The 19,000-nt window shown below is 67.0% G+C and carries 20 protein-coding genes; 2 read left to right on the top strand and 18 right to left on the bottom strand.

Annotated elements, in window-relative coordinates:
• Nucleotides 1-32 precede the first annotated feature (32 nt).
• Together ACVWZ7_RS08595 and ACVWZ7_RS08590 are read right to left on the bottom strand one after the other, a co-directional pair.
• Nucleotides 33-1,448 (bottom strand): stealth family protein, encoded by a 1,416-nt coding sequence (locus ACVWZ7_RS08595; protein WP_091255647.1) that lies wholly within the window; start codon nucleotides 1,446-1,448, stop codon nucleotides 33-35.
• Nucleotides 1,449-1,774: 326 nt separating this feature from the next.
• Complete coding sequence (locus tag ACVWZ7_RS08590; RefSeq protein WP_116767142.1) at nucleotides 1,775-2,668, bottom strand: hypothetical protein; 894 nt, start codon at nucleotides 2,666-2,668, stop codon at nucleotides 1,775-1,777.
• A gap of 172 nt (nucleotides 2,669-2,840) precedes the next feature.
• On the opposite strand from ACVWZ7_RS08590, the gene ACVWZ7_RS08585 reads away from it, so the two are divergent.
• The gene (locus tag ACVWZ7_RS08585; RefSeq protein WP_120954228.1) at nucleotides 2,841-3,140 is read left to right on the top strand and encodes a type II toxin-antitoxin system VapB family antitoxin; all 300 of its coding nucleotides are present in this window, start codon (nucleotides 2,841-2,843) and stop codon (nucleotides 3,138-3,140) included.
• The gene (locus tag ACVWZ7_RS08580; RefSeq protein WP_344362717.1) at nucleotides 3,133-3,810 is read left to right on the top strand and encodes a LytR C-terminal domain-containing protein; all 678 of its coding nucleotides are present in this window, start codon (nucleotides 3,133-3,135) and stop codon (nucleotides 3,808-3,810) included. Before ACVWZ7_RS08585 ends, ACVWZ7_RS08580 begins: the two co-directional genes overlap by 8 nt.
• A gap of 10 nt (nucleotides 3,811-3,820) precedes the next feature.
• Here the strand turns inward: ACVWZ7_RS08580 and ACVWZ7_RS08575 are convergent, their stop codons facing one another.
• From ACVWZ7_RS08575 to ACVWZ7_RS08500, 16 genes are all read right to left on the bottom strand, one after another.
• On the bottom strand, nucleotides 3,821-4,459 hold the full coding sequence (locus ACVWZ7_RS08575) for a TetR/AcrR family transcriptional regulator (protein WP_116767140.1): 639 nt from the start codon (nucleotides 4,457-4,459) through the stop codon (nucleotides 3,821-3,823).
• 164 nt (nucleotides 4,460-4,623) lie between these two features.
• The gene (locus tag ACVWZ7_RS08570) at nucleotides 4,624-5,151 is read right to left on the bottom strand and encodes a DUF427 domain-containing protein (RefSeq protein WP_456507598.1); all 528 of its coding nucleotides are present in this window, start codon (nucleotides 5,149-5,151) and stop codon (nucleotides 4,624-4,626) included.
• 157 nt (nucleotides 5,152-5,308) lie between these two features.
• Nucleotides 5,309-6,631: a nicotinate phosphoribosyltransferase gene (locus ACVWZ7_RS08565; RefSeq protein WP_456507597.1), complete on the bottom strand. Its 1,323-nt coding sequence runs from the start codon at nucleotides 6,629-6,631 to the stop codon at nucleotides 5,309-5,311.
• Between the two features lie 148 nt (nucleotides 6,632-6,779).
• Nucleotides 6,780-7,520: a DsbA family oxidoreductase gene (locus ACVWZ7_RS08560; RefSeq protein ID WP_456507596.1), complete on the bottom strand. Its 741-nt coding sequence runs from the start codon at nucleotides 7,518-7,520 to the stop codon at nucleotides 6,780-6,782.
• A 161-nt stretch (nucleotides 7,521-7,681) separates the two neighbouring features.
• Nucleotides 7,682-8,218 (bottom strand): GNAT family N-acetyltransferase, encoded by a 537-nt coding sequence (locus tag ACVWZ7_RS08555; RefSeq protein WP_116767137.1) that lies wholly within the window; start codon nucleotides 8,216-8,218, stop codon nucleotides 7,682-7,684.
• Between the two features lie 66 nt (nucleotides 8,219-8,284).
• Nucleotides 8,285-9,388: a baeRF11 domain-containing protein gene (locus ACVWZ7_RS08550; RefSeq protein WP_116767136.1), complete on the bottom strand. Its 1,104-nt coding sequence runs from the start codon at nucleotides 9,386-9,388 to the stop codon at nucleotides 8,285-8,287.
• Between the two features lie 309 nt (nucleotides 9,389-9,697).
• Complete coding sequence (locus ACVWZ7_RS08545) at nucleotides 9,698-10,180, bottom strand: heme-degrading domain-containing protein (protein WP_456507595.1); 483 nt, start codon at nucleotides 10,178-10,180, stop codon at nucleotides 9,698-9,700.
• Entirely contained in the window at nucleotides 10,173-11,207 is a 1,035-nt protein-coding gene (locus tag ACVWZ7_RS08540) for a Gfo/Idh/MocA family protein (RefSeq protein ID WP_456507594.1), read from the bottom strand. Before ACVWZ7_RS08540 ends, ACVWZ7_RS08545 begins: the two co-directional genes overlap by 8 nt.
• Nucleotides 11,200-12,102: a TolB family protein gene (locus tag ACVWZ7_RS08535; RefSeq protein ID WP_456507593.1), complete on the bottom strand. Its 903-nt coding sequence runs from the start codon at nucleotides 12,100-12,102 to the stop codon at nucleotides 11,200-11,202. The genes ACVWZ7_RS08540 and ACVWZ7_RS08535 overlap by 8 nt, the downstream gene beginning before the upstream one ends.
• Before the next feature lie 2 nt (nucleotides 12,103-12,104).
• On the bottom strand, nucleotides 12,105-12,968 hold the full coding sequence (locus ACVWZ7_RS08530) for a 3-keto-disaccharide hydrolase (RefSeq protein ID WP_344362740.1): 864 nt from the start codon (nucleotides 12,966-12,968) through the stop codon (nucleotides 12,105-12,107).
• 10 nt (nucleotides 12,969-12,978) lie between these two features.
• Nucleotides 12,979-13,974, bottom strand: a complete 996-nt coding sequence (locus ACVWZ7_RS08525; RefSeq protein WP_120954239.1) for a sugar phosphate isomerase/epimerase family protein — start codon at nucleotides 13,972-13,974, stop codon at nucleotides 12,979-12,981.
• 1 nt (nucleotide 13,975) lies between these two features.
• Nucleotides 13,976-15,169 (bottom strand): Gfo/Idh/MocA family protein, encoded by a 1,194-nt coding sequence (locus ACVWZ7_RS08520; RefSeq protein WP_456507592.1) that lies wholly within the window; start codon nucleotides 15,167-15,169, stop codon nucleotides 13,976-13,978.
• 9 nt (nucleotides 15,170-15,178) lie between these two features.
• Nucleotides 15,179-16,297 (bottom strand): Gfo/Idh/MocA family protein, encoded by a 1,119-nt coding sequence (locus tag ACVWZ7_RS08515; RefSeq protein WP_344362748.1) that lies wholly within the window; start codon nucleotides 16,295-16,297, stop codon nucleotides 15,179-15,181.
• Nucleotides 16,294-17,049, bottom strand: a complete 756-nt coding sequence (locus tag ACVWZ7_RS08510; RefSeq protein WP_456507591.1) for a sugar phosphate isomerase/epimerase family protein — start codon at nucleotides 17,047-17,049, stop codon at nucleotides 16,294-16,296. Before ACVWZ7_RS08510 ends, ACVWZ7_RS08515 begins: the two co-directional genes overlap by 4 nt.
• An 87-nt stretch (nucleotides 17,050-17,136) precedes the next feature.
• Nucleotides 17,137-18,030 (bottom strand): carbohydrate ABC transporter permease, encoded by an 894-nt coding sequence (locus tag ACVWZ7_RS08505; protein ID WP_456507590.1) that lies wholly within the window; start codon nucleotides 18,028-18,030, stop codon nucleotides 17,137-17,139.
• Nucleotides 18,030-18,998 (bottom strand): carbohydrate ABC transporter permease, encoded by a 969-nt coding sequence (locus ACVWZ7_RS08500; RefSeq protein ID WP_344362755.1) that lies wholly within the window; start codon nucleotides 18,996-18,998, stop codon nucleotides 18,030-18,032. Before ACVWZ7_RS08500 ends, ACVWZ7_RS08505 begins: the two co-directional genes overlap by 1 nt.
• Nucleotides 18,999-19,000 lie beyond the last annotated feature (2 nt).

Below are 19,000 nucleotides of genomic sequence, written 5' to 3'. Positions count from 1 at the left end.
CCGCGGTTCGCCCCGGGCCGCTGCTCCTTGGGCTACTTTTCCCAGGGCGCCTTGATGGGGTAGTACTTCTCCAGGAAATCCGTGACCAGTTCGGCGCGCTCTTCCGCGGGGACTTCCGGGAAGCTGCCGTCGTTGAGGCAGAAGAAGTCCATGTTCCGCTTGGCCAGGAGCTTGGGCAGGTAGTTCAGTCCTGCCCGGGCCGTGGTGTCCACATACTTCACCTTGGCAGCCGTCTGGGTCACGGCGCGGCCCGTGAGCAGCGCGTAGTAGTGGTAGAACGAGTTGGTCACGGAGATGTTGTCCGCGGCCCGGAACGTGCTCGCGGCGGTCTTGGCGAACTCGGCCGGGAACTCCTGTTCCATTTGTTCCACTACGCTGCGCCGCAAGGGGGCCGCCGTGTGCTCCAGGTGCCGGGTGGTGATGCGCCCGAAGCGGTCCCAGAGCAGCTTGCGGTTCACCCGGGCGGCGTTCTCAAAGCCGCTGCGTTCGGCGTCGTTGTCGCCCAGCCCGATCCGCGTCTCGGCCTCAATGAACTTCGTAATCCCGCCCGGGGTGAAGAACATGTCCGGTCCCACGGCCCGGCCAAAGAACATGTCGTCGTTGGAATACAGGAAGTGCTCGGAGAGCCCCTCGATGTGGTGCAGCTGGCACTCCACGGCCTGCGAATTGTGCGTCGGGAGGACCGAGGGGTCGGCGAAAAACTCTTCGCTGCGGACAATCGTGACGCTCGGGTGGTCCGCCAGCCATGCCGGTGCGGGGGAGTCGGTGGCGATGAAGATCCTGCGGATCCACGGCGCAAACATGTAGACCGAGCGCAGGGCGTACTTGAGCTCGTCGATCTGGCGGAAGCGGGCCTCGTGGTCATCGCCCTCGCCCACCACGACGCCGGCCATCCGGGCCCGACGGGCCGCGATGTACTCGGGGGAACTTCCGTCCACCCAGGAGAACACGAGGTCGATGTCGAAGCTGATGTCGCTGGCGTGGTCCGCGAACATGTTCTCGATAGTGGGCCATGTGTGGCCGTAGCGTTCCACTGTGCCGCGCACGGCGTCCTGGGCGAGCAGGGTGCGGCGCGTCAGGGAGTTCTCGATGGGGAGGATCAGCTGGTCGCCCTCGAAGCTCCAGAGCTCCAGCTGGACGCCGGCGGAAGCGCCGAACTCGAAGCCGCCCTCCGGCTCCACCCGGGGGCGGTACAGCCGGAAGATCCGGGCCTGGCGGTTCGGCGAGAGCTCGCCGTCGGCCACCAGCACGGAGGACTTCTTCTTTGCGTCCACGCTCATGGAGTAGAAGGGCTCGTCGCGGCACGCTTCGACGAGGGCGTCGCGCAGCACCTTGCGGTCCTTCCAGTCGACGGCGATCACCGGGCGGTGGTTGTTGCCGCGGACCAGCAGGTAGCCGAGGCCTGCGCCGGCCAGGACTGACCGCAGGAACATGAGGTCTTCGACCATGGCCTGATACGGCGTGCGGTTCTCATTGATCAGCGCATACCGGCCGCGGTGGCGGACGACGTCGGAGCGGGTCCGGAATCTGGCGACTGCGGCCGCCGACGTGACCTCGGCGTGGGCGTCCTCGGATGCCTGGCTGCCATAGTAAATCTCGTCTTGGATCGCTGCGTCGGTGATGTCGGATCTCCCGTTTCTTTGAGTGCGTTGATATCTACTTGCATGATAACGCGGCCCTCAAAATTGCCGCGGAATCCCGCTCGCACCGGGCGCGTGTGTGGCCGCACAGAAAGGCGCGTGTGTGGCCGCACAGAAAGCGGCGGCAGCGGACCTCAGCCGGTGACGACGGCAAGCCAGTGGCGCAGGAAGGCGGCACCGGCGTCGTCGTGGATCACGTCCTCGCCGAGCCCGAGGTCGGCAGCGGTGAGGACCTCGTAGGGTTTGACCGGGATGCCGTCCGCCGGCCGGACGTCCACATGCTTCACGGCGTGGTCATTGTGGTGCAGCCAGTCGGCCATGGCGTAGTCCGTGCGGGAGTCGCCCACCGTGCGCCAGGCCTGCGGTGTGATGCCCTGGGCGGCCAGGAACTCCACCGCCCGGCTCGCGCCCAGATCCTTGCCCAGCCGCACCGACTCGATATCGGTGGAGATGATGGTCGGGTCGACGCGGAAGTCGATCTGGTCGTCCGAATCGGGGACGTGGTGGTCCAGCCGCACCACGCCGAGCCCGTGCCGGGCCATGAGGTTCATGGCGTCGGCGTCGAAGAGTTCCTGCTCGGCCCGATAGTCCGGGTTGGCGACGGCGATATGTTGCTCCACGGAGACCATGGCGCGCTTGGTTTCGTCGTAGAACATGTGGGCGGAGTAGTCCTCGGCGACCAGGCGGCGGACGTCGTCGCCGAAGGCCTGCGGGATGGCGAGCTCGCGGTCGACGTGGACCGTGCCGGGGCCTTCGGCCGTATAGCTGAACCAGACGGCGCCCTTTTCGCAAATGGCGTGGATGACGGTGCCGGCGGGCATGCCGGCGGCGATCATCGGTTCCATGACCTGCTCGCGGATGAACGTGTCCGATCGGCCGGTGTTGAAGATGACCGGCACGCCGGCGGCGGCCAGGGCCAGCAGGTCCGCAATGATGCCGGGCTGCACATCGCGGGTGACCGGGCTCGCGACCGGACCGTCGACGTCGAGCAGCAGCGCCAGCACAGGGGAAGTCTCGGGTGAAGTCATACCGCTATTCTGTCAGCCGTCGGGAACCTTTGCGCGAAGTGTGGAGAAGATCGATGGCCGTGCGCCGGATGTGTCAATGCGGCCTGTGACAAATGGTTACCGTTTGGCCACAACCTCACGCCGGTCCGGGACTTTCATTCCTTTGCGCGTACAAGTTCCTTAGGCTGGCATGGTGATATTCAAAGCTGTGGGCGAGGGACGCCCGTACCCCGACCATGGTTACAACACGCCCAAGGACTGGGCGGCCCTGCCCCCGCGTCCGGTCCGGCTTGATGAGCTCGTGACTACCAAGCGCACGCTGGACCTCGAAGCTCTGCTGGCCGAGGACTCCACTTTCTTCGGTGACCTCTTTCCGCACGTCGTGGAGTACCGCGGCGTGCTTTACCTTGAAGACGGCCTGCACCGGGCAGTCCGCACCGCCTTGCACCAGCGCACCGCTATCCACGCGCGGGTCCTCGTGATAAATGGCTAGGAAGCGGGCTGACTCGACGGTCCTGCACGGGCACCGCGTCGTGAGTGGCTCCGAGCTGCGGGCCACGTTCGTGGAGGAGGACGGTGCCGAGGACAACCCCGTCCGGCTGCGCCGCAGGATCCTGCACGGCGTCGTGCTGGTGATGCTGGTCGGCGTGATCGTGGCGGCGATCGTGGTGGCGCTCGCCATCATGAACGGCCAGATCAAGATTGCCACGGCGGAACGGAGCAAGGCGCCAGTGTCGGTGTGCCCGGCGGCCACCTTCGACTACACGCCGCCGGAGAAGATCAACCTCAACATCTACAACTCCACGAGCCGGCCCGGACTGGCGCGGAGCGTCGCCGACCAGTTTGCCGCCCGGAAGTTCATCGTGGGCGCCGTGGGGAACACGACGTCGAGCTACCGCGGCGTGGCGCTGATCGTCTCCGGCGCCGCCGGACAGTCGGCCGCCTTCAGCGTCCAGCGCAACCTGCCGGGCTCGGACTATTTCCAGGACAACCGCACGGATCCCAGCGTGGATGTCATCCTGACAGGCGACTTCAAGGAACTGGCCAAGCCGGAACTCGTGGACCAGACGCCGGGCCAGCTTAGCTGCCCCCGCGAGAACCGGCGCATCGTGGATGAGAGCACCTGGCCGATTGCGCCGTCGGCGACGCCGACGGCCGGGTAGGCGCCGCCGCTTAGCTGCCGCGGCGGACCGGCCGGCCGGCGTCGTCGAACCTGGCCCCCGCGCCGAGCTGGATGAACCGCACCGTCCGGGCGAGCCGGGCCTCGGCCTCGGCGTCCTGGCCGGCGCCGTCGCCCCGGGCCGCGCTTGAGGAGAGCGTGCCGTGGATGAGCTGGGCCAGTTGGGCGATGTCCGACTCGGGCAGGTAGCCCTGGGCCATGCCGTCGCGCAGGATGCCTTGCAGGAGCACGCTGAGCTCGCCCACGTGGTCGGCGAGTTTAGCGAACGACGATGGCGAGAGCACTGCCGCCATGGCCGGCCCCGGCGGCAGGTGGCGCCGGCTCAGGTCCTCCACCTGGGCCCGGACGTAAACAGCCAGCCGCTCTACCGGGTTCTCCAGCGAATCCAGCGACTCGCGCAGGTCGACCAGGAACCGCTCGGTCTCGTCCAGGGCGTAAGCGATGAGGAGCTCTTCGATGTCCGCGTAGTAGTTATAGACGGCCGTCCGGCCGATCCGGGCGTGGCGCGCGACATCGGTCATGGTCAGGCCGGGCAGCCCGTGGGTGAACAGGAGTTCTCCGAATGCGGTCAGGATGCGGCGCTGGGTCTCGGCACGTTGGGCGGCGTTGCTCGCGGCCGAAATCCTAGGCATACGGACACTTTAGCGCGATCTGTCACCAAATCGGGCGGGTGGGAGGCTGCGACACGGCCGGGCACGCTCAGTTCCGCGGAAGTCATGCTGGCCAGCGCACCTTCTACGGAGCAGCCAGACGCGAAGTCAGGGTCGAGTCTTGCCGGCGGGCGAGAACGACGTGCTCACCACCCGGCCGTGCCCGGGCCACCCTTGAACGGGCCAACGATCTGTCTGGTGATCCAACCGCCGTAGAAGTCACCCTCCTGGAAGGTCACCTGCTCGCCGTTGACCTCGCAGGAGTCCATGTGCTCCGGGTAGAGGGCCACTCGGGTACTGAGCGCCTCGAACCCCCAGGTGGGTTCCGGGTAGGTCCACCCGGCACGGGGAACGACGACTCCGCCGGCAACGACGTCGAAGTAATGCGCTTCTCCCTTGAACTCGCAGAAGCTGGTGCCCTGGACAGGGAGGAGAACACCGGCAGGGAATGCGTCCAATGGCAAGTAGTAGACGGGGGGATGACTCGTGTCCAGGACGCGCACTGCATCGGTCGTGTCGGCAATCACCTGCCCGCCAAGCCGCACGATGACCCGTTCCGATCGCGGCTCGACCCTTGGCGGCCGCGGGTAGTCCCACACCGATTCTTGACCGGCGTTGGGTTTGATGGGCTGGGGACGCCGAAAGAAGCCGGAAAATCCTCGAGCAGAAATCATGTCTCCATGGTGCCATCTAATGTGGTGGGCGTACGCGGTGGAGGACGAAAAGCCGGACGGGTAAACCTTCGCACGCACCGCCCCGGTGGCCTCCGTTGAGCGCGAAAACGCCACCTGGCTCGCGAACGATCAGCGCCGGGCGGTACGGTCGAACGCTTCACTCATAGATGGTCGGGATGGCCGGTTCGCCGGGCTGCAGCCGGTCCACGACCCGGGGCAGCTCCGCCATGGAGGCCGCGTGCCGCTCCCGCGCCCGCCCCACCGCGTCCGGCCCGGTCCAGCCGGGCAGGAGTTCGCCGTCCTTCATGAACTGCTGCAGGAGCGGTCGGCCGTTCTTGTCGTCCGTCGGCGGATGGCCCACGCCGAGGACCTCATGGGTGGCGGTGCCGCGGTCGTCCAGGCGGCGTACGGCGAACTTGCGGCCGCCCACGTTGATTTTGTCCTTGGAGGTCTTCGCGACGGCAACGAGCCCGCCGGAGTCACCGGCCCGGCTCACCAGTTTGTAGACCATGCCGGCCGTGGGCGCCCCGGAACCGGTCACCAGCGATGTGCCGATCCCGTAGGAATCGGCCGGCGCTGCCCGGAGCGCGGCGACGGAGAACTCGTCCAGGTCCGAGGTCACCACGATCCTGGTGTGCACATTGCCGAGGGTGTCCAGAAGTTCGCGGACCCAGTGTGCCTGGGCCACGAGGTCTCCAGAGTCCAGCCGGATGGCCCCGAGCTTGTCTCCGGCGAGGTCGACGGCGGTGCGGACGGCCGCTTCGACGTCGTACGTGTCCACGAGCAGCGTGGTGCCTGCCCCCAGCGAGGCAAGCTGCGCCGCGAAGGCGTCGCGCTCGGAGTCGTGGACCAGCGTGAAGGAGTGGGCCGCGGTGCCGACGGTCCGGAGGCCGTAGCGCCGGCCGGCGGCCAGGTTGGACGTGCCGGAAAAGCCCGCGATCACGGCCGCTCGGGCCGCCGCGGCGGCCGCTTCCTCGTGCGTGCGGCGGGACCCCATCTCAATGCAGGGCCTGCCGCCCGCGGCACTGGTCATCCGCGACGCGGCCGAGGCGATGGCGCTGTCGTGGTTCAGCACCGACAGGACGTAGGTCTCCAGGATGCAGGCCTCAGCGAAGGTCGATTCCACGATCAGGACGGGGGAGTGCGGGAAGTAGGCCTCGCCTTCCGGGTAGCCCCAGATGTCGCCGGAGAACCGGAAGGCGGACAGGTGCTCCAGCGTGTCCTCATTGACCACCCCGGTGCCGGCCAGGAAATCGAGGTCGTCCTGGTCGAAGCGGAAGTCCGCGATGCCTTCAAGGAGCCGGCCGGTGCCGGCCACGATCCCGTACCGGCGCCCGGCCGGGAGCCCGCGGGCAAAGGCCTGGAAGACGGACCGGCGGTGTGCCGCCCCGGAGTGGAGCGCCGCCTGGAACATGGTCAGCTCGTAGTGATCGGTAAACAGGGAGGTCCGGGATCCGTCCGGTCCGGCCGAAGTGTCCATGACTCACTCTAGGCCGGGGATCGCAGTGACGGCCCCGAATTCGCCGGAATCCTGCGGGGTCGCCGGAAACTTCCGGCGAACCCGGGTGTTTCCCGCGAACTCGGACGTTTCCGGCGAATTCGACGGCGTCGGACTCAGGCGGTGCGGCTCAGACGCTGCAGCCGTCGGGGCCGCAGGCCCCGGACGCCGCAGAAGCATCCCCTTCGGCGGCATCCGCAGCCTCCGTGCCGGCGGCGCCCACCATGACCAGCGGGTGGCTGTCCTGCCAGGCCTGCTCAAGGGCGGCGCTGAACGTGTCTGCCGGCTGGGCGCCGGAGAGCCCGAACTTCCGGTCGATCACGAAGAACGGGACGCCGCTGATGCCCAGGGCCCGGGCCTCCGCGATGTCGTTCCGGACGTCGTCGGCGTAGGCGTCCGTGCTGAACAGCTCCGCGAGGTCGCCGGCATCGAGTCCGAGGTCCAGTCCCAGACCGGTCAGGTACTCCTGGCTGCCGATGTCTTTGCCGTGTTCGAAGTGGTCGCTGAGCAGGCGTTCCTTTGCGGCGTCCTGCTTGCCGTGGGCGGCGGCGAGGTGGAGCAGCCGGTGGGCCGTGAAGCTGTTGGCCACCACGACGGCGTCGAAGCGGTAGTTCAGTCCCTCGCCCTTGGCCTGGGCCGCCACGTGCTCGAACATCTGAGAGACCTGCACCGGGGCCATGCCCTTGCGCGTGCTGAGGTAGTCCAGTTCGGTGCCGTCGTAATGCTCCGGGAGCGTGGGGTCCAGCTGGTAGCTGCGCCACTGCACCTCCACGGCATCACGGTGCGGGAACGCCGCGAGGGCGGTTTCGAATCGGCGTTTGCCGATGTAGCACCAGGGGCAGGCGACGTCGGACCAGATTTCAATCTTCATGCCGGCAACAACCTCCGCCGGGGCCCGCTCATTCCCCGGCGCCCTGTCGGCTTCGTCACGGGCTGTTCAAAGCTTGGACATGGACATGGGCCGGCCACGGGCAGGACATGGACTTGGACACGGGCAGGCCGGCGTGAGTACGGCGCCGGCCGTCCCCGCGGTCACGGCGTGAGCCGGCGTTCCATGACGAAGTCGTGCTCCACGGTGTCGCCCAGCTGGAAGGACTTGGTGCCGACCTTGCGGAAGCCGGACTTCTCGTAGAACCGGATGGCCCGGGCGTTCTGGCTGTTCACGCCGAGCCACAGTCCGCGGGCACCTGCCGCCACGGCCGCGGCGATGCTGGCGTGCATCAGTTCGGCGGCGGAGCCCAGTCCGTGGTGGTCCGGGTGGACGTAGCACTTGCTGAGTTCGGTGCACGGCAGCTCGGCCAGGACTGCGGCCACCTCCGGGTCCCGGGCGGGGCGGGCCACCAGCAGGCTGTAGCCGCGGAGCTCGCCGTCGGCGTCGATCACCAGCACCGTGACCGCCGGATCGGCCAGATAGGCCCGGAAATTGGCCTCGCTCAGGGTGTTGGCCAGATGGGCCGCGATGTCCTCCGGCCGGGATTCCGGCGGGCACGCGAGCGGGAACGTGACGGCAGCAAGCGCTGCCAGCCTCCCGGCGTCGTCCGCGGTTGCTGTCCGGATCTGGTGCGTCATAGCTAAAACCCTAGTCCGCCGCGGAGCCCGGGCATCAATGGCGTGGTTGCCGGGCAGAGCTACCTATCAGATGGTGTAGCGAAGGATTCCGACCGCCTCCACGTTTTCCGGCAGATCGGAGCGGCGCACGGCCAGGACCCGGGCGCCCGCGCCGAGGGCCCGGCGCGCGATTTCCTCAACCACGTCCTGCCCAGTGTCCCCGTCGAGGGTGAGCGCGCCGTCGTCTCCGACGGCACCGTTGACTTGTGCATCCATGTCCACGGCGAGCGTCGCAATGGCGCCGAAGGCGGCGGCCCGAGCCAGGTCGCTGAGGTCGGTCGTGCCACGGCCGTTGGAACGACGCTCCTCGAACGTCGTTTGCAGAGCAACAAGATCGGCCGCGTAGATCCGGTCGAGCACACCACGCGCCGCTTCCGCCAGTTGGGCCGGTGTCAGTTCATCGGGGTTTCCCTCGATGACTTCGGACGCAAGGTGTGCGTAGCCTGTGAGGTTGCGGTAGATGCTGGTGAGTGGTTCCGTCGCAGCGATCACCAGCGGGAGGGAATTCCCGTTTAAGAGTGGACGAAGCGCATGGTCGACGGAACGGGCATATTGGGTCAGCCGTACCTTTCGTCCCTCGTCGCCCTGCAGCCGGCCGGATGCGGAGCGGCCGCCTATCGATTCGAGCCCGACGGCACTTGCTGCATCCCGGGGCATGCCCGGTACCGTGACCTCCTCTGCCGGCCGGTCCGCCGTGACCTCAATGAGCCGCGCCCCGTTCTGTGAGATTGCGAGCACGAGCGCAGCGTTCGGGAAGGTGAGGGCGCGAAGCAGCGGGGTGATGGCGAAGCGGTCGGACACGCTCACGTGGTCCTCGAGATCGTTGGGCAAACGGAACTCAAGAATTGATGTCGGAGTCACGAAGATGGCCACGCTCCGCCCCATGTCAAACCAGAACTCCGGGGATCCCAGCAGCTCGTCGAGGAAGGTTTCTATCGCGGCCACTGCGTCGTTGTTTCCGCCTTGGCGGAGCTGTTCGACGGCGGAACTGAACAAGGACCGGGCTCTGGACTGATTGTCCTCCGAATGGGCCGGGACGCTGCTTGTCGAAAGATACACGGTGACGCTGTGTGGATCGCGCGCGGCGGCCAGACGTTCCACGTCGTACCGGGTCGGCATATCGATGTGCATGGGGGTGCTCCTTTTTGCTATCTCTCCGCTGGGTCGCACGAGGAGGGGGATTTTCCTGCACCTACTCGATGCGCAAAGCCGCACCGAGGGTCAGCAATACCGGATCAGCCCAGCATCGGACCCCGCGGAGTCCCGTGTCAACAGTCGGCGGAACTTGCAGTACGGAGGTGTTCGGCGCCGGTAGCCAGTTCGGCCAGCACCCTTAGCGGACCGCAGCGGTGCGGATTGTCTCGGTCAAGTGGCACTCCGGGAGTGCGTGCAGGTGGTGGCTGGGGTACATATCTCAGGCCAACACATGGACAGCATTTCTTAGCCGGCGGCCGACTGGAGATGACGCCTGATGGCCTCGACCACCAGCTGGTGGTCGTCGTCGGACGAAAGCCCGGATGCCGTCACAGCGGCGACGACGCCGGCGTTCCGAACCCGCACAGGAAAGGATCCGCCTGCCAGCGTGTAGTCCGCCGGGGCCAGCCACCCGCCCTGCGTGGGGTCGTAGTCCTTGACCGCGAACTCCTCGGCGAGCAGGGCCGTGCTGCGTTCAAAGCGGAGCGTCGTGGCCGCCTTGCGGCGGATCCATTCCTCCTGGTCGGCGGTGGCTCCCGGCAGGACACAGCGGAAGAGGACCAGGTTGTGCCGGCGTATATCGATGGCAACGGAATGGCCCCCGGCGATCGCGCGGTTGGCGATGAGCGAGCCGAGGCGCCAGGCATCGTGGTGATCAAAGCCCGGGAAGACGAGTTCTTCCTCGTGCCGGCGCAGTTCGGCGATCCGCGGTGAGTCGGTGTCAGTCATGGAGAGTCTCGTCCGTTGTGGAGTCGGCGTCGTAGCTGAGACCGATCTGGCGTCGGATTTCGTCCATTGCTGCCATGACGGCCACTGATTCGCGGGGCGGAAGGATGGTGCCGGAGGTTACGCCTTCCCTGACCAGTCGTTCCAGTTCGGCGGCCTGGTACTGCATTCCGCGGCTGTTGACAGGCTGCTCATAGAGTTCAACAACGCTGCCATCCAAGGCATGAACTGTGAAGGGCGTGGGGTTGTACCAAGTGGATTCGATATCGATCCACCCTTCGGTCCCGATGACCATAGCCCGGTTGGCGCTGGCGGCGTCCAGTTCGCAGTCCACAATGGCCTGCTGACCGCCAACATATTCAAAGATGGCTGCAGTCTGCCGGTCTACCCCGGTAGCGGTCATGGACGCACTGGCGCGAATAGTCTCCGGAGTGCCCAGGATGTCGAACGCAAAGGAGACCGGGTAGATGCCGAGGTCCAGCAGCGCTCCGCCGCCCAGTGCAGGATCGTTCAGCCGGTGGGCAGGGTCCTTGGGCAGGCTCTGGTTGTGGCTGGCGACCACCTTCCGGACCTCGCCGATGGTGCCTTCCTCGATGATTGCGCGGATGCGGATCATGTGCGGGAGGAATCGCGACCACATGGCTTCCAGCGCCACGAGCCCTTTGGATTCCGCGAGGTCGACAACGTCCTGGGCTTCGCGGGCGTTCATGGTGAACGACTTCTCCACCAGCACATGCTTGCCAGCATTCAAGGCCAACAAGGCATTGGCGTGGTGGAACGGGTGCGGCGTGGCGATGTAGACCACGTCAACCAGCGGGTCGGCCACCAAGTCCTCATAGCTGCCATGCGCGGTTGCCACACCGTACTCTTCAGCGAACGCCTGGCTCGAATCCAGGGTCCGGGAGCCGACGGCCTGGACGGTGAAGCCGTTCTCGATCAGGTCCTGGGTTTGCAGCCCCGCGATGAATCCGGTGCCGAGGATTCCCCAGCGGATGCGGCCGTCAGAGGTGCCGGTGGGCTGATTAGTCACGTGCTTGGTCCTTCGGTGAGTCGGTGGTGGCCAGCGGGTAAGCCACAAACGCAAAGCGCCTGGAATCCGGCGACCAACTATTAACGTTGAGGGTTCCTTGGCCGCCGAAGAGGGGCCAGGTGTGAAGCGGTGCGGTCCAGTCGCTGGTGGAGACAAGCACGACGGCGACCGGCAGGTCCGCGGGGTGGCCCTCCGTGCCGCGGGGGAAACGGATGTAGCTGGCCCAGCCGCCGTCGGGGGATAGATGCGGGAACCAGTCGACGGTTTCGCTCTCTAGGAGGCGCTCGAAATCGCTTCCGTCAACCTGGACTCGGGCAAGCTGGGCGTGGCCGTGGAGAGCGCTGAAGGACTCCGTGTTCAGGTAGAGCCACTTTCCGTCGGGCGAGTATTCCGGTCCGTCGCAATGGCCGGGGCCGACATCGACGCCGGCGGTAGCGCCGCCGTCGGACGGTATGGTCCTGAGGCGGCCCGGCTGCGTGAAGTCTCCGGCCTCGATGCCGACGTATGCCAGCTGGGATCCATCCGGGCTGACGCCGTGCAGGAAGTGGAAGGAGCCGTCGGCGTCGGTGATCCGCTCCGCCGGACCTCCACTCAAAGCTGCCCGGTAGATGTGGCCGTCGTTCGCCGAGAGGAAGATGCCGGTGCCGTCGGGTGCCAGGACGTGGTCGTTGTTGAGGTCGGGGATGCCGGTCAGCGGGACCTGGCTGATGGTCCGGCCTGGCAACTCAAACCGCCACAGCTTCCCGTCCCCGTTGAGGACGAGGGCCGAGCCGTCAAGGGTCCAGTTGGGCGCTTCGAGGAGGACCTCGTCGGTGCTGTAGACAAGTTCGGATTCGCCTGTGACGGACGCTATCCAGACCTCGCAGCGCTGGCCGGTCTGAAGGGTACGCAGCATGCTCAGAGTTCCTTGATCCGGATGTTCCGCCACCGGCACTGCGCGCCCTTGCCCCAGCGGGCCTCGCCGAACATGGAGTCGTTGTCGTGGACTTCCAAGGCGATGTGCCCGCGCTCTCCGAGAACACCCAGGACATCCGCCGGGTTGTAGTTCGGCGAGTCCAGCGTAGCGGTGTCCAGTTCGGCGATCTTGAGACCGTTGACCCAGGTGGTGATGACCGGCAGGGCGCCGACGCAGCGGATGCGGAGTTCGTTCCAGCCGTTCCATCGCCAGACGTTGAGGAAGTCCTCGACGTCGGCGGCGTGCTTCAGGCGGCCACGCTTTTCTTCCGTGACAGGCTCCACCGACGTGGCCGGGTTGTCCGCAATCAAACCCGTGGGTCGCCCGTCAGCGTCCATGGCCACGTTGACGGCGAAGGGTACGGCGGAGAAGCTCGCCAGGCCGTTGCCGAAGAACCCGCCGATACCGCCGGAGGGACGGTGGTCCACCAAGACCTGGAAGCCTTCCCACGTATCCGGCCGGCGCCGGATCATGACGCCGGTGTCGGCCGGCCAGTCGGGGCGCATTTCCAGCACGAGTTCGAAGTCGCCGAATGCCTGCTCGCTCACCAGATAGCCGCCGTAACCGCTGCCGGGGGAGTCCTGCTCGCCGACCAGGACGCCGTCTTCCACGAACCAGCGGGCCGGGTGCTTCTCGGGCTCCACCGGCGGGGTCAAACCCAGGGCGGCAAAGCGTTCCGAGAGGGCCGGACCGCCCGGATACTCGGTGCCATAGACGCGGGGTACCGATCGCCAGCCAGCCAAAGTGGTGCCGTCGAACAGCGGGACAAAACGGTCGCCGCCGTCGGGCGTTTCAATGCCTGACATGAACGTGCCCTTACTGTTTGAAGGCGGCGTCGAAGGAGGTGTTCGAGGCCGGGAAGTCGAACTTCTTGAGGGCGGCGAGGGCTTCGGGGGCGCCGTGGAGCCGGTCCATGCCGGCGTCCTCCCACTCGACGGAGATGGGGCCGTCGTAGCCGATCGCGGTGAGGGCGCGGAAGGACGATTCCCAGGGCACGTCCCCGCGGCCGGCGGAGACGAAGTCCCAGCCGCGGCGCGGGTCGCCCCAGGGCAGGTGCGAGCCCATGACGGTGTTCCGGCCGGTGGGGCGCAGCTTGGTGTCCTTGCAGTCGACGTGGTAGATCCGGTCCTTGAAGTCCCAGATGAAGGAGACGGGGTCGATGCCCTGCCACATGAAATGGGACGGGTCCCAGTTCAGGCCGAAGGCCTCGCGGTGGCCGATCGCCTCGAGGGTGCGGACGGTGGTCCAGTAGTCGTAGGCGATCTCGGAGGGGTGGACCTCGTGGGCGAACCGGACCCCGCATTCGTCGAAGACGTCCAGGATGGGGTTCCAGCGGTCAGCGAAGTCCTGGTATCCGGCCTCGATGACCTTCTCCGGCACGGGCGGGAACATCGCGACGTACTGCCAGATGGAGGACCCGGTGAACCCGACCACGGTGTCCACGCCGAGGGCCTTGGCGAGCCGGGCGGTGTGCTTCATTTCCTCCGCGGCGCGCTGGCGCACGCCCTCAGGCTCGCCGTCGCCCCACACGCGCGCCCCGACGATGGCCTCGTGCCGGAAGTCGATCGGGTCATCGCACACGGCCTGGCCCTTGAGGTGGTTGGAGATGGCCCAGACCTTGAGGTTGTACTTTTCCAGGACGGCGAGTTTGGATTCGACGTAGCCGGGTTCGTCCCAGCGCCAGGCGTCCAGGTGGTCGCCGGAGACGGCGATTTCCAGGCCGTCGTAGCCCCAGCCGGAGGCCAGGCGTGCGACTTCTTCGAAGGGCAGGTCGGCCCACTGGCCGGTGAACAGGGTGTACGGGCGGGGCATGTCAGGCTCTTTCGGTAGCGGGCTGGGTGGTCGGTGCGGACGGGGCGAGCTGGATGAGCGAACTCTTGGCCGCGGCGCTTTCTTCCACGGCGGCGAGGATCCGCTGGACGTTCAGGCCGTCCTCGAACGACGGCGACGGCGTGGTTCCGGTGCCCACCGCCACGAGGAAGTCGCGGATTTCGTGCGTGAACGTGTGTTCCCAGCCGAGCACGTGGCCCTGCGGCCACCACGCGTCCACGTACGGGTGCTCGGGCTCGTTGACCAGGATGCGGCGGAAGCCCTGTTCCCTCACGGGCAGGGTGGCGTCGAGGAAGCCGAGCTCGTTGAGGTCCTCGAGATCGAACAGCAGGGCTCCCTTGTCGCCGTAGATCTCCAGCTTGAGCGAGTTCTTCTGGCCGGTGGCCACCCGGGAGACCTCCACGGAGGCGATGGCCCCGGAGGCGAGGGTCAGCGTGGCCCAGGCGGCGTCGTCGACTGTCACGTCCTCCAGCCCGGTGGCGCCGGGGCGCTGCGGGGTGAAGGTGTGCAGCCGGCCGGAGACCTCGGTGACCTGGCCGCCGAGGAGGAACAGCACCTGGTCGATCGCGTGGCTGGCGATGTCGCCCAGCGCGCCGGACCCTGCGGTGTCCTTGTTCAGCCGCCAGGTCATGGGCGAGTCCGGGTCCACGAGCCAGTCTTGCAGGTACGCGGCACGGACGTGCCGGATGGTGCCGAGCCGGCCCTCCGCGATCAGCTCCTTTGCGAGGGCCAGGGCGGGGACCCGGCGGTAGTTGAATCCGATCATGGACTGCACGCCCCGGGTCCGGGCGGCCCGGGCGGCCTCCGCCATGGCCTCGGCCTCGGCCAGGGTGTTGGCCAGCGGCTTTTCGACCAGGACGTGCTTGCCGGCGGCCAGGGCGGCGATGGCGACTTCCGCGTGCATCCAGCCCGGGGCGCAGATATCGACAATCTGAATGTCATCACGGGCGATCACCTCGCGCCAGTCGGTGGAGGACTCGGCCCAGCCGTATTTCGCGGCGGCCTCCGCCACCCCGGCGGGGTCGCGTCCGACCAGGACGCGACGTTCGAAGGCCGGGACGTCGAAGTAGCTGGCAACATTCCGCCAGGCATTCGAGTGGGCCTTGCCCATGAACGCGTACCCGATCATGGCCACTCCCAAGGGGGAAGATCCGGGGGTAGTTTCGTGGGAGTTCATTACTGGTTCCTAGAGTGTGGAAGCGGTGGGGTCCCAGTCCTCGGGGAGGGCTGCGGAGGCGGGGGCGGAGCTTTCCACGTCGACGAACGCGCCGGAATCGATCGACTCGGAGATCGAGACCATGGTGTCCAGGACGTGGTAGGCAAGGTTGCCGGTGGCGCGGTGCGGGACGCCGGCGCGGATGGAGCGTGCCATGTCCAGCACGCCCATGCCGCGGCCCTGGCTGGGGCCGGTCGCCGGGATAACAGTCCACTCCTCGTCGCCGGCGCGCCAGAGCCTGACGTCCCCGTCGAAGTAGTTCGGATCCGGCAGCGAGATGGTGGCCTCGGTCCCGGTGATCTCCACAAAGCCCATCCGCAGCCGGGGTGACTCGAACGAAAAGACGCTGTGGGAGGACGCGCCGGACTCGAACTGGGCCATCGCGGAGACGTGGGTGGGGACCTCGACCGTGAATTCCTCGCCGGCCTTGGGCCCGGAGCCGATCATCCGGACTTCCTTGGCCTTGGACCCGGTGGCGGCCACGCGGCGCACGGACCCGAACGTCTGGACCAGAGCCGTGAGGTAGTACGGGCCCATGTCGAACAGGGGGCCGGCGCCGTACTGGAACAAGAAGGCCGGGTTGGGGTGCCAGGATTCCGGGCCGGGGGTCTGGAACGTGGTCATGGCGGTCAGCGGGGTGCCGATGTCGCCGCGTTCGATCAGCCGCCGCGCGGTCTGCAGCCCGGCCCCCAGGAACGTGTCCGGGGCGCAGCCCAGCCGCAGCCCCGCGGCGTCGGCGGCCTTCAGCAGGCCCAGGCCCGATTCGCGGTCCAGCGAGAACGGCTTTTCCGTCCAGACGTGTTTGCCGGCGTTGACGGCGGCCGTCGCCACCTCCACGTGCGCTGCCGGGATGGTCAGGTTCACGATGATCTCGACGTCGGGATGGTTCAGGGCCGCATCCACGCCGCCCCACTCCGGGATGCCGTATTCCTTGGCGCGCGCCTCGGCGGCTTCTTCGAAGAGGTCGGCGATCACGTGGACCTTGAGGTCGGGGAAGACGGTCAGGTTGTCCAGGTACTGCTTGCTGATGTTTCCGGCGCCGATGACGGCGACGCCCACCGGGCCGCGTCCGGTTGCTGCGGTGCTCATGCGTTCACGCCCTTGGCGCTGGCGGAACCGCTCTGCAGGTAGCCCAGGGACTGGGCGATGCCGTCGAAGATGTCGCCGGAGTAGTCGTCAAACTCCACGACGCCGACCTCAAGGGACTGCGCCGCCTCGATGACATCCCACACGGGAATTTTGCCCTGACCGGCGGGCTGCTGGGCCTTGGTATCGGTGGAGACGGGGCCGTCCTTGATATGGATGAACTTCACCCGGTCGCCGAGGCGCTCAAGGAGGGCAACCGGGTCCTGGCCGCCGACGGCGGCCCAGTAGGTGTCCACCTCTAGGACAAGTTCCGGGTCCAGGAGTCCTTCGAAGTACTCCAGGGCGGTCTGGCCCTCGATGCTGGACTCCAGCTCCCAGGCGTGGTTGTGGTAGCCGACGCGGATGCCGTACCCGGCACCCTTCTTGGCGGCGGCATTGAGTTTCGCGGCGGTGGCCTGGATGTCCTCGGCGGACTGCCAGTGCTCGGCCGGGAGGTAGGGATCGATCACCGTGCCGATGCCCAGTTCCTTGGCCGCGGCGAAGATCTCGTCCTGGTCCTGGCTCAGCAGCGGGGCGTGGCCGGACGGGGCGGTCAGGCCGTTCGCCTTCAGAGCCGCGCCGAGCTCGGCGGCCGTGGCGACGAAGTTGTAGGGCTCCACCTGGGTGAAGCCGAGTTCGGCAACCTTCTTGATGGTGCCGGGCAGGTCTTCCTGCAGGGCGTTGCGGAGGGTGTACAGCTGGATTGAGTAGGACATTGCGTTCCTTTGCGGGGAGTCGGTTGTTCTCAAGTAGGGGAGCGGCCCTGCGGCTAGCCGGCCGACGTCGGGGGTGGAGCCAGGTGTCTAGCGGCCGGCGAGGGATCCGCCGATGCCGCCGACGCTGAAGTATTTGTTCAGGGTGGCGAAGACGATGATGGGCGGGAGCATCATGATTAGGGCCAGGGCCATGACCCCGGACCAGTCGGTGTTGTTCTGCTGGAAGAACGACTGCACGCCCATGGGCAGGGTGAAGATTTCGTTGGAGCGCAGGAACACGATGGCCACGAGGTAGTCGTTCCAGGCCAGCAGGAAGGCGAAGATCGCCGTGGAGAGCACGCCCGGCAGGGAGTTGCGCAGCACCACCTTGCTGAAGCTGCCAAAGACGGAGCAGCCGTCGATCCAGGATGCCTCTTCCAGGCTGATGGGGATGGAGTCGAAGTAGGCGGCCATCATCCAGGTGGCCACAGTCATGGTGGAGCCGACGTAGATGATGGTTATCCCCATCAGGTTGTCGACGAGGCCCATGCCGGCGAAGAGGATGAACAGCGGCACCACGGAGGTGATGATGGGCAGGGACTGCATGACGAACAGGAGCAGGGAGTAACCGGAGACGGCCTTGGACCGGCCGCGGGAGAGGACATAGCCTGCCGGGGCGGCGACGGCCACCGAGACGGTCACCGTGCTGAGCGTGGTGATGAGGCTGTTTTGAAGCCAGGTCGCGGCGAGGGTTTTCGAGAAGACGTCGGTGATGTTCTCGAAGGTCAGGCCGGTGGCGGTGCTGTTCGGTCCGGGCGTGAAAGCGAGGAGGACGGTCACCATGATCGGGATGAGCACTATCGCGGTGATGGCCAGGATGGCGGTGAAGCGCCACCAGCGGCCGCGCAGGCCGGCTTCGGAAAGGGTGCGGCGGGGTTTGCCGGTGTCGGCGACGCCGAGGGCGGGGCCGGATTCGGGGTGGGCGTGGAGGACTGCGCTCATTATTCGACGCTCGACTTTCGGATCTGGCGGTACAGGATGACCGACACCACCACGAGGGTGATGGTCATGAGGAAGGCGATCGCGACGCCCGGTCCGGTCTGGAAGTCCTGGAAGACGGTGCGGTAGGCCAGCACCACGAGGGAGGTGGTGGCGTCCACGGGTCCGCCGCCGGTGAGCAGGTAGATGGTGGGGAAGTCGTTGACGCAGAAGATCGTCATGAGGATCCAGCTGATGTAGGTGGACCGTGCGATCAGCGGCAGGGTGATGCCGGAGAACTGCTGCCAGCGGCTCGCGCCGTCCATGCTGGCGGCCTCGTAGACGGTGGTGTCCACGGAGGCCAGGGCCGCCGAGGTCATCATCATCATGAAGGGGAAGCTGACCCAGACCTTGAAGATGCAAACGGTAATGGCCGCGAGCGTCGGGTCGGCGAGGAAGAGCGGCGTGCCCAGTCCGAGGTTCCGGCAAATGCTCGGGATGAGGCTGTCCGGAGTGCCGACCAGCCAGTTCCAGGCAGTGGAGGACACCACAATCGGCACCACCCACGGCAGCAGGAGCAGGACTTTGAAGGTCCCCCCAGCGGGGATTTTGGTGCGCAGCAGCAGGGCCAGGCCCAGGCCCAGGAGCCAGGACCCGAAGACGCCCACGATCGTGAAGATCAACGTGAAGCGGGCGGCTTTCCAGAATGCCTCGGACGACAGGACCGTGGCGAAGTTATCCAGGCCGACGAACTCGCCTGTGTCCAGGAGGGAGCCGTTGTGCGTGGCCTGGATGCCGGCGTAGATGAGGGGGTAGCCGTGGATCAGGATCAGCAGGACGACCGAGGGCAGCAGGAGCCAGAAGAACGTCTTGCGGGTCTGCGAACTGAGTTTGCTCTTGCGGTTGACAGATTTGGCGGGCTTGCCCGGCCCGCCGGGGGCAACGCCCCGGCGGGCCCGGCTCAGGCCGGTCTGGGCTGTGGTCAATGCCATTG

It is taken from the genome of Arthrobacter sp. TE12232 (genome assembly GCF_054062615.1).
Note: the sequence above shows the minus strand (reverse complement) of the source record. Positions and strands in the feature narration are given on the sequence as shown.

Bases quoted from the DNA above. Each gene is read 5' to 3' on its own strand.
- ACVWZ7_RS08595 (WP_091255647.1), bottom strand. From the start codon at position 1,448: ATGGTCGAAGACCTCATGTTCCTGCGGTCAGTCCTGGCCGGCGCAGGC.
- ACVWZ7_RS08590 (WP_116767142.1), bottom strand. From the start codon at position 2,668: ATGACTTCACCCGAGACTTCCCCTGTGCTGGCGCTGCTGCTCGACGTC.
- ACVWZ7_RS08580 (WP_344362717.1), top strand. From the start codon at position 3,133: ATGGCTAGGAAGCGGGCTGACTCGACGGTCCTGCACGGGCACCGCGTC.
- ACVWZ7_RS08575 (WP_116767140.1), bottom strand. From the start codon at position 4,459: ATGCCTAGGATTTCGGCCGCGAGCAACGCCGCCCAACGTGCCGAGACC.
- ACVWZ7_RS08570 (WP_456507598.1), bottom strand. From the start codon at position 5,151: ATGATTTCTGCTCGAGGATTTTCCGGCTTCTTTCGGCGTCCCCAGCCC.
- ACVWZ7_RS08565 (WP_456507597.1), bottom strand. From the start codon at position 6,631: ATGGACACTTCGGCCGGACCGGACGGATCCCGGACCTCCCTGTTTACC.
- ACVWZ7_RS08560 (WP_456507596.1), bottom strand. From the start codon at position 7,520: ATGAAGATTGAAATCTGGTCCGACGTCGCCTGCCCCTGGTGCTACATC.
- ACVWZ7_RS08555 (WP_116767137.1), bottom strand. From the start codon at position 8,218: ATGACGCACCAGATCCGGACAGCAACCGCGGACGACGCCGGGAGGCTG.
- ACVWZ7_RS08550 (WP_116767136.1), bottom strand. From the start codon at position 9,388: ATGCACATCGATATGCCGACCCGGTACGACGTGGAACGTCTGGCCGCC.
- ACVWZ7_RS08545 (WP_456507595.1), bottom strand. From the start codon at position 10,180: ATGACTGACACCGACTCACCGCGGATCGCCGAACTGCGCCGGCACGAG.
- ACVWZ7_RS08535 (WP_456507593.1), bottom strand. From the start codon at position 12,102: ATGCTGCGTACCCTTCAGACCGGCCAGCGCTGCGAGGTCTGGATAGCG.
- ACVWZ7_RS08530 (WP_344362740.1), bottom strand. From the start codon at position 12,968: ATGTCAGGCATTGAAACGCCCGACGGCGGCGACCGTTTTGTCCCGCTG.
- ACVWZ7_RS08525 (WP_120954239.1), bottom strand. From the start codon at position 13,974: ATGCCCCGCCCGTACACCCTGTTCACCGGCCAGTGGGCCGACCTGCCC.
- ACVWZ7_RS08520 (WP_456507592.1), bottom strand. From the start codon at position 15,169: ATGAACTCCCACGAAACTACCCCCGGATCTTCCCCCTTGGGAGTGGCC.
- ACVWZ7_RS08515 (WP_344362748.1), bottom strand. From the start codon at position 16,297: ATGAGCACCGCAGCAACCGGACGCGGCCCGGTGGGCGTCGCCGTCATC.
- ACVWZ7_RS08510 (WP_456507591.1), bottom strand. From the start codon at position 17,049: ATGTCCTACTCAATCCAGCTGTACACCCTCCGCAACGCCCTGCAGGAA.
- ACVWZ7_RS08505 (WP_456507590.1), bottom strand. From the start codon at position 18,030: ATGAGCGCAGTCCTCCACGCCCACCCCGAATCCGGCCCCGCCCTCGGC.
- ACVWZ7_RS08500 (WP_344362755.1), bottom strand. From the start codon at position 18,998: ATGGCATTGACCACAGCCCAGACCGGCCTGAGCCGGGCCCGCCGGGGC.